Annotated in this window: 7 protein-coding genes; 1 reads left to right on the top strand and 6 read right to left on the bottom strand. The window is 46.1% G+C overall.

The window, feature by feature from the left end; genetic code table 11:
- Positions 1 to 166: 166 nt before the first annotated feature.
- Positions 167 to 1,012, bottom strand: coding sequence for a hypothetical protein (locus GPL15_RS27415; protein WP_252198287.1), 846 nt, complete (start codon positions 1,010 to 1,012; stop codon positions 167 to 169).
- Between the two features lie 189 nt (positions 1,013 to 1,201).
- Between GPL15_RS27415 and GPL15_RS10335 the strand changes: the two genes are divergently transcribed.
- Positions 1,202 to 2,407, top strand: coding sequence for a bacterial transcriptional activator domain-containing protein (locus GPL15_RS10335; RefSeq protein ID WP_215698596.1), 1,206 nt, complete (start codon positions 1,202 to 1,204; stop codon positions 2,405 to 2,407).
- A 70-nt stretch (positions 2,408 to 2,477) separates the two neighbouring features.
- Here the strand turns inward: GPL15_RS10335 and prfA are convergent, their stop codons facing one another.
- From prfA to rho, 5 genes are all read right to left on the bottom strand, one after another.
- Positions 2,478 to 3,551 (bottom strand): peptide chain release factor 1, encoded by a 1,074-nt coding sequence (gene prfA, locus GPL15_RS10330; RefSeq protein WP_215698595.1) that lies wholly within the window; start codon positions 3,549 to 3,551, stop codon positions 2,478 to 2,480.
- Between the two features lie 17 nt (positions 3,552 to 3,568).
- Positions 3,569 to 4,441: a peptide chain release factor N(5)-glutamine methyltransferase gene (gene prmC / locus GPL15_RS10325; protein ID WP_346344939.1), complete on the bottom strand. Its 873-nt coding sequence runs from the start codon at positions 4,439 to 4,441 to the stop codon at positions 3,569 to 3,571.
- Positions 4,410 to 5,378, bottom strand: coding sequence for a DUF1385 domain-containing protein (locus GPL15_RS10320; protein WP_215698594.1), 969 nt, complete (start codon positions 5,376 to 5,378; stop codon positions 4,410 to 4,412). Before GPL15_RS10320 ends, prmC begins: the two co-directional genes overlap by 32 nt.
- A gap of 182 nt (positions 5,379 to 5,560) precedes the next feature.
- Positions 5,561 to 5,767 (bottom strand): 50S ribosomal protein L31, encoded by a 207-nt coding sequence (rpmE, locus tag GPL15_RS10315; RefSeq protein WP_103229786.1) that lies wholly within the window; start codon positions 5,765 to 5,767, stop codon positions 5,561 to 5,563.
- 151 nt (positions 5,768 to 5,918) lie between these two features.
- Complete coding sequence (gene rho / locus GPL15_RS10310) at positions 5,919 to 7,517, bottom strand: transcription termination factor Rho (RefSeq protein WP_215698593.1); 1,599 nt, start codon at positions 7,515 to 7,517, stop codon at positions 5,919 to 5,921.
- Between the last annotated feature and the right edge of the window lie 172 nt (positions 7,518 to 7,689).

The raw sequence follows: 7,689 nt of genomic DNA, 5'->3' as shown, positions 1-7,689 counted from the left end.
TGGGCATCGGACCGTCTTTTTCTATTCCTGGAGCCTTAGTTTCACTTACGGTTGGAAGCTGGTTTTCATCCCCGAAGGATGCCCCTTGGCCCGCCCGCATCCAAACATCCAGTCCGTCCCCTTGGCCCGCTTTCCTGCGTAACTTCCTCAACTAAATAAAGATTCCCTACAACACTTTCTGCTCCGCCTCGTGCCATGTTTCGACGCTCTGCAATGCTGTGTCTATTAATTTAATGAGCTCCAAAAAGCTTCTGAAATTCATAATCTGTGAGGTATCTTTCCAGCAGATACGCCCCTGCCAGGTTCCGTTCTGTTGGAACAAGATGCGGATAACAAACGTTGCTTTTTTCCCCTTCTCCCGATACACGCTCAGCGCCTGATTATTTATCACGTTGCTGATATTATGGGGGGAGTTTAGGATTCTCTCCATATAGTCCATCAATTGGATCGTACTGCAGAAATAATGTTTTTTACCGGATACGATCTGGTGAATATTTCCCTCCAGGCAATGGTTGTCGTATTCGTCCACCGCAATCCTGCATACGGGCTCTCCGTTTTCCCATTCTCCGCTTTCAGATTCTCCCTTCAGTTGTTTATTCAACAGCTTCACTAATTCCAAAAAGCTGATAAATCCATATTCTTCTCCGCTTTCCAGGAAAGCTGCATTTCCCTGCCAACTGGCATTATAACGGTGCCTTATGGATAACCTGGCGGTCATAAGCCTGCCCTTCTTTGCCTCATCCTGCTCCGCCTCCACGGTTCTCAACTCCATTTTTGGCGGATTTTTTACCTTGCTGAAATTTCTTTGATCCATGGAAGGCATTGGATAATGAATCTCATCAAATATGGTTTCCATAGACCGGGCCATCTCGATCAGGCCATCAAATGGGATGGATACGCTGCGGCTTGCGTGGTAAATCCTTCCTGTGATCTTTTTATCTTCATAGGAATCTATTGCAATTAAAAATTCTCTGTATTGGTTTATTAAAGCACTCGATTTGGAAATTGCCATCTGCTTCACCTTTTCTTTCTATAACTTGTTTATTAACCCACTAATCCATATTATTTTTTATTATAAACCATACCGGTTACAAAATGGTTACATACATATCTTTTTTTGAATTTCACTAGACAATCTTACTTTTTTTCCGTATACTCAATGTAACGTATTGTGTTTACCTGAAGTGAGGAGATGGATTATATGGAAATTGGGACGAAAAAGCCTGCTGTTTATGTTAATATGTTAGGCGAATTTTCCATTACGATAAATGATAAAAAGATCAATGAAAGCAGCAATCAATCGAAGAAGCCATGGTGCCTGCTGGAATATCTGATCACATTCCGCAACCGGGAGATTCCTCCCAATGAGCTGATCGAACTGATTTGGTCCAATGACGAAAGCAGCAACCCCGGCGGGGCTTTGAAAACCCTTCTCTTCCGGTCCCGGAAACTGCTTACTCCTTTGGATTACCCGCCCCAGAATCTCATTGTCTTACATCGGGGCTCCTATGCCTGGACCAAGGACATGGAAACGGTTGTGGACGCCGACCTTTTTGAACAGATGGCTAACAAAGCCCTGGATTCGCAAACCGATCCTGAGGACCAGCTGGATTACTGCCTGGATGCCATTGATATTTATAAGGGAGATTTTCTTCCTAAGTCGGAATGGGAATCCTGGGTAGTCCCTATCAGCACCTATTATCATTCTTTATATTTAAAGATCGTTTTAATGGCGGTTGATATATTAAAATCTCAGGGTAATTACCAGAAAATCATTGATATCTGCCAGCGGGCAATCGCCGTCGAACAGTTTGATGAAAACCTTCATTATAATTTGATTTATTCTCTGTATAAAAGCGGAAACCAGCACAGCGCGATGGAGCATTATAACCACACGGTTGATATGTTCTATAATGAATTTGCCATCACCCCATCCGCACACCTGAAAGAACTGTATAATATCATCCGGGATACCAAACATGGAATTACAACGGATTTAACAGCCATTCAGGACATTCTGCGCGAAGATTCCAATGTGAGCGGCGCTTTTTACTGCGAATACGCAGTATTCCGGGATATTTACCAGTTGGAGAGCCGTGCCATTGAGCGTACAGGTGATTCTATTTTCCTTTGTCTGCTCACCATTACCGATATCAATGGAAATCTTCTGAAACAGTCGGTTTTAACGAAGGCCATGGACGAACTGAATACAGCAATCTGCCGTTCCCTCCGCCGCGGAGACGTTTACAGCCGTTACAGCGTCAGCCAGTACATGATTCTGCTCCCCACCTCCACTTATGAAAATGGAGAGATGGTTTTAAAACGAATCAGCCAGAATTTCCGCAAAAAATATACCCGCAAGGATTTAGTTCTTAACTATTCCCTGCAGGCAGTACAGCCCAAATAAACAATAGGTAAAAAAATAGATCCGCACATATACGGATCTATTTTTTATCCCTGCTTGAAACAGCAGTCTCTTATTGCTCATTCATCTGGCTCAGCTTCGCTGCCTGGTCAGCGGCAATCAGGCTGTCCAGCAATTCCTGAATATCCCCGTTCATAATCGAATCGATCTTATACAGAGTAAGCTTAATCCTATGATCCGTCACACGCCCCTGAGGGAAGTTGTAAGTACGGATTTTCTCGGACCTGTCGCCCGTACCGATCTGGCTTCTTCTCTCATCCGCTTCCGCGTTCTGGCGTTTTTCCAGTTCGATATCATACAGCTTGGAACGGAGCAGGCGGAAGGCCTTTTCCTTGTTCTGTAGCTGGGATTTTTCCGTCTGGCTGTAGATCACGATTCCGGTTGGGATATGGGTTAAACGGACTGCGGAATCGGTGGTATTGACACACTGGCCGCCGTTTCCGGATGCCCTCATAACATCGATTCTGATGTCCTTATCCTCAATCACCACATCCACTTCCTCAGCTTCAGGCATAACAGCAACCGTAGCCGTGGAGGTATGGATCCGTCCGCCGCTCTCTGTCTCAGGCACACGCTGTACCCGGTGCACGCCGCTTTCGTATTTCATCTTGGAATAAGCGCCTTTTCCGGTAATCATGGCCACAACCTCTTTAAAGCCCCCGATTCCATTTTCATTGACGCTGATCAGTTCCACTTTCCAGCGCTGGCTTTCTGAATAATTCACATACATGCGGTATAATTCAGCAGCGAATAAAGCGGCCTCATCACCGCCTGCACCTGCGCGGATTTCCAAAATAATGTTCTTGTCGTCATTAGGGTCTTTGGGAAGCAGAAGGATCTTCAATTCCTGCTCCAGTTCTTCGATCCTCCTTTTGGCATCCGATAATTCCTCTTTCGCCAGTTCCCGCATCTCCTCATCGGATTCCTCTTCCAGCATGGCAACGCTGTCTTCCACATCCTGCTTTGCCTGTTTATAAGCCTTATAAGCTTCCACGATGGGAGCCAGATCAGCCTGTTCCTTCATGAGCTTTCTGAAACGGTTCTGATCCTCAGCAACCGACGGATTATTCAGTTCCAGCATCAATTCTTCATAATGGATTAAAATATCATCTAAACGATCAAACATGGTAACCTCCTGGTTATCTAATCACAATCACCGGCCGTCGCCTTCACCACACGGTCCAGCCCCGGTAAATCCTTCACTGTTACAATCCGGGTAAAACCGGCATCGGCCAGCAGACCGCCCACATCATCTGCCTGATCCCAGCCGATTTCAAAATAAATACTGCCGCCGGGCTTTAAATACTTTCGGCATTCCCCGGCCAGTTTCCGGTAAAAATACAGGCCGTCCTCCGTACCGTCAAGAGCCAGAGCCGGTTCATGATCCCTGACTTCCGGTTCCAGCCCCCCGATCACTTCACTCGGAATATAGGGGGGATTGGAAACAATAATATCAAACTGCCTGCCTTCCGGCAAATGTTCAAATAAATCACTTCTGATAAAAGAAATCTGGCCTTCCTTTTTGCAGAGCCGCCTGGCATTGTGTTCAGCCACCGCCAGCGCGTCCGCCGAGATATCCACGGCCACCACCTCCCGGTAACCGCCTAAAACCGCCAGACTGACCGCAATGCAGCCGGATCCCGTACACATATCGAGCAGGGCCAGGTTCTGATCCGGATGATCCTTTAAAACCTGTTCAACCAGGGTTTCCGTATCCTGTCTCGGAATCAGCACATGGCGGTTCACCATGAACTCCAATCCCATGAACTCCTGGCTGCCGGTCAAATGCTGTAAGGGAATCCTCATTCCCCGCAAGCCCACAAGCCTGCGGTATTCCTCTGCCTTCTCCCGGTCATGTTCCACCAAGATCCTGTTTCTCTCCATCAACCACCGGGTCATATCCAGATCAAAAACAAAAAACAGAAGAAGCCTGGCATCCAATGCCGCATCCGGCACCCCTGCATTTTTTAATTGTTCTGCCGCATCATCCAGCAGCCCTTGTAGCGTCAAATCCATAGTCATTCTCCGGGAAATTCTCTGTCAGATATTCCTTCCAGTCAAATACGGTTTCTACGGCGGCAATGGCCACCTCGATCATGCTGTCATCCGGTTCCTTTGTGGTCATATTCTGCATCCACATTCCCGGCTTGCTGAGCAGATTAACGAGTTTCGAATCACTCCGGCCCGCAAGCCGCAGAAATTCATAGGACACTCCTGCGATTACAGGAATGAGAACGATCCGGCTGAGAATCTTCAGCCATACGTTATCCACCCTGATCACCATGAAGAACAGGATGCTGATGATCATAACGATGATCAGAAAACTGGTTCCGCAGCGTTTATGCTGTTTTGAACTTTTCCTCACGTTCTCTACGTTCAGGGGAAGCCCGTGTTCTATGCAGTTGATGCATTTATGTTCCGCGCCGTGATACATAAAGGTGCGTTTAATATCTTCCATATTGGAAATAAGCTTGATATACACGATAAATATGCTGATCCGGATCAAGCCTTCAATAATCGCCATAACCGTAGAAGATGTAATAAACCGCTTGAACACCCCCGATATCAGCAATGGAAGCACCATAAAAATGCCTATGGCCATCACAACAGAAAATACCATGACAACCGTCATGAGCATCTTTTCCAACCGTTCCCCAAATACCTTATTCAGCCACAGCTCAAATCTTCCGGGTTCCGATTCCTCGTCATCCTCAAAAAAGCTGGCTGAAAAAGTCAATGTCTTCATACCCAATATCATAGAATCAACAAAGCTGAAAATCCCCCTAATAAATGGCAGTGAGAAAAATTTAACCTTCTCAGTCATACTGACATAGGTATCCTTTGAAACCTCAATCTCACCATCTGGCTTACGTACTGCCGTAGCATAATTCTGCTTGTTTTTCATCATTATGCCTTCGATCACGGCCTGACCGCCAATTCCAGAATATTTCATCTGCAACCACCTTTCTAATTCACTTCAAAGAGAATAACAGCGGAGCGTTTTTATTCCATAGGATGGATTTTCCTATGGAATAAAGAAAATGATGACGCATGCAGGCATGGTCATCATCTTTTCCTTTATGCAAGTCTTCCTCGCATGAAACAGTTTGCATACACAAGCTGTCATTAACCCTATTACTGAGCATTAACACCGTACTTACGATTGAACTTATCAATACGTCCACGTGCAGATGCAGCCTTCTGCTGACCGGTATAAAATGAATGACACTTGGAACAAACTTCTACGTGGATGTCCTTCTTTGTAGAACCTGTTACAAATTCATTGCCACAGTTACATACAACCTTTGCCTGATAGTATGCTGGATGGATTCCTTCTCTCATGATATTCACCTCTCAAATCTCATAAATTATATTGTTCTGTGATCATCTAACAATCGCTATTTGAACTGTTAAAACCACGTCTCGTCTTACAAACAGCTTAACAAGTATATCATAGAATAATTTCCTTTGCAAGTCTAATATGCTCAAATCCTTAGAAAAAACGGATCTTTTTTGAGTTTTCCACAAACTCTTTATTGTTCTTCGTCCTCGCAAACAAATCCAGGATCTTTTCAACCGCATCTTCCGGTTTCAGGGTATTGGTCGCCTTGCGGATCACATCCACAGCCTCCCGCTCTTCATCCGTAAGAAGCAGGTCATCCCGTCTGGTTCCTGATTTTAATATGTCAATGGCAGGGAAGATTCTCTTCTCTGAAAGCTTTCTGTCCAATACCAGTTCCATGTTGCCGGTTCCCTTGAATTCCTCATAAATCACGTCGTCCATACGGCTGCCCGTATCCACAAGGGCGGTTGCCAAAATCGTTAAGCTGCCGCCTTCCCTCATGTTCCTGGCCGCACCGAAGAAACGCTTAGGCATGTGAAGGGCCGCCGGGTCAAGACCGCCCGATAAAGTCCTTCCGCTGGGCGCGACTGTCAGGTTATAAGCCCTCGCCAGACGGGTAATGCTGTCCAAAAGGATAATGACATCCCTTCCATGTTCCACCAGACGTTTTGCGCGTTCAATTACCATTTCTGAAACCCTTTTGTGTCTCTCCGGCAGCTCGTCAAAAGTAGAATAAATCACCTCTACATTAGGACCCACAATCGCTTCTCTGATGTCCGTAACCTCCTCAGGACGCTCGTCGATCAGCAGAATAATCAAATGCATATCCGGGTGATTGGTGGTCACCGCTTTTGCCACCTGTTTTAACAGTGTGGTTTTTCCTGCTTTTGGCGGGGACACGATCATACCTCGCTGTCCCTTTCCAATCGGAGAGAGCAGGTCCAAAACACGCATGGCTGTGGTAGTTCTTCCCGGCGTTTCCATATGAAGCCTTACATTTGGAAAAATAGGAGTTAAATTTTCAAAATTAGGACGTTTTTCTACCACATAGGTGGGATATCCGTTGATGGTTTTCACATATAACAGGGCCGCAAATTTCTCAGTCGCGGTCTTCACCCTGCGGCTGCCCTGGATGATATCTCCTGTTTTCATATTAAAACGGCGGATCTGTGAGGGAGCCACATAGACGTCGTTCTCTCCGGGAAGGAAGTTCTCACACCGTATGAATCCGAATCCGTCCGGCATCACTTCCAGAATTCCCTCTGCCAGCATGCCGCTGTCCAATTCCTGAAGTTCCTGTGGCGTGATATCCACTTTGGCTTCACTGCGGACTGCCGGCTGGCGGCTGTCACTGCGGCCATCATTCCTGGCATCCGTCCTGGTGCCGCCTGCATTTACATTGGTGCGTATATTTTTGTTATATCCCTGTCTGGGCGATGCGGAATCCCCCTGTCTGACAGGTGTGGAATCGTTCTGCCGGGCAGGCGTATAGTCACTCTGCCGTGCAGGCGCAAAATCACTCTGTCTTGAAGGCGCGGTGTCATTCTGTCTGAATGAATTGCTTTCCTGGGCTGCAGGAGCTTTTACCGCCGGAGCGGCGTTATCTTCCTTGGATTGGTTTTGTTCTGCGGTCTCGCACAATACGTCTATCAAATCGGCTTTTTTCATCGTGCTGATTCCTTTTATACCCTGGCTCTTGGCTAATTCCCTTAACTCGGCCAATGGCAGTGTTTTTAATTTTTCTCTCATTTCTACTTTCCTTTCAATCTGTCATGCTTTTATCCTGGGATTTTTTTTAAGAAAATTTAGATACATATTAGATAATTCTATAGTGCAGCTTATCTTTTATTGTCTATTTGCAGCTGTCCGCAGCGGCTCATCTTCTTCACTGGAAAAGCCGGTCAAGAGGCATCGGATGTTC

The sequence above is a fragment of the Clostridium sp. MCC353 genome (genome assembly GCF_018785315.1).
GTDB lineage: Bacteria > Bacillota > Clostridia > Lachnospirales > Lachnospiraceae > CHH4-2.
This window is presented reverse-complemented; position numbering and strand designations above follow the sequence as displayed.

Excerpts from the sequence above, each read along its gene's own strand:
- GPL15_RS27415 (WP_252198287.1), bottom strand. The coding sequence starts at position 1,012 with ATGGCAATTTCCAAATCGAGTGCTTTAATAAACCAATACAGAGAATTT.
- GPL15_RS10335 (WP_215698596.1), top strand. The coding sequence starts at position 1,202 with ATGGAAATTGGGACGAAAAAGCCTGCTGTTTATGTTAATATGTTAGGC.
- prfA (WP_215698595.1), bottom strand. The coding sequence starts at position 3,551 with ATGTTTGATCGTTTAGATGATATTTTAATCCATTATGAAGAATTGATG.
- prmC (WP_346344939.1), bottom strand. The coding sequence starts at position 4,441 with ATGGATTTGACGCTACAAGGGCTGCTGGATGATGCGGCAGAACAATTA.
- GPL15_RS10320 (WP_215698594.1), bottom strand. The coding sequence starts at position 5,378 with ATGAAATATTCTGGAATTGGCGGTCAGGCCGTGATCGAAGGCATAATG.
- rpmE (WP_103229786.1), bottom strand. The coding sequence starts at position 5,767 with ATGAGAGAAGGAATCCATCCAGCATACTATCAGGCAAAGGTTGTATGT.
- rho (WP_215698593.1), bottom strand. The coding sequence starts at position 7,517 with ATGAGAGAAAAATTAAAAACACTGCCATTGGCCGAGTTAAGGGAATTA.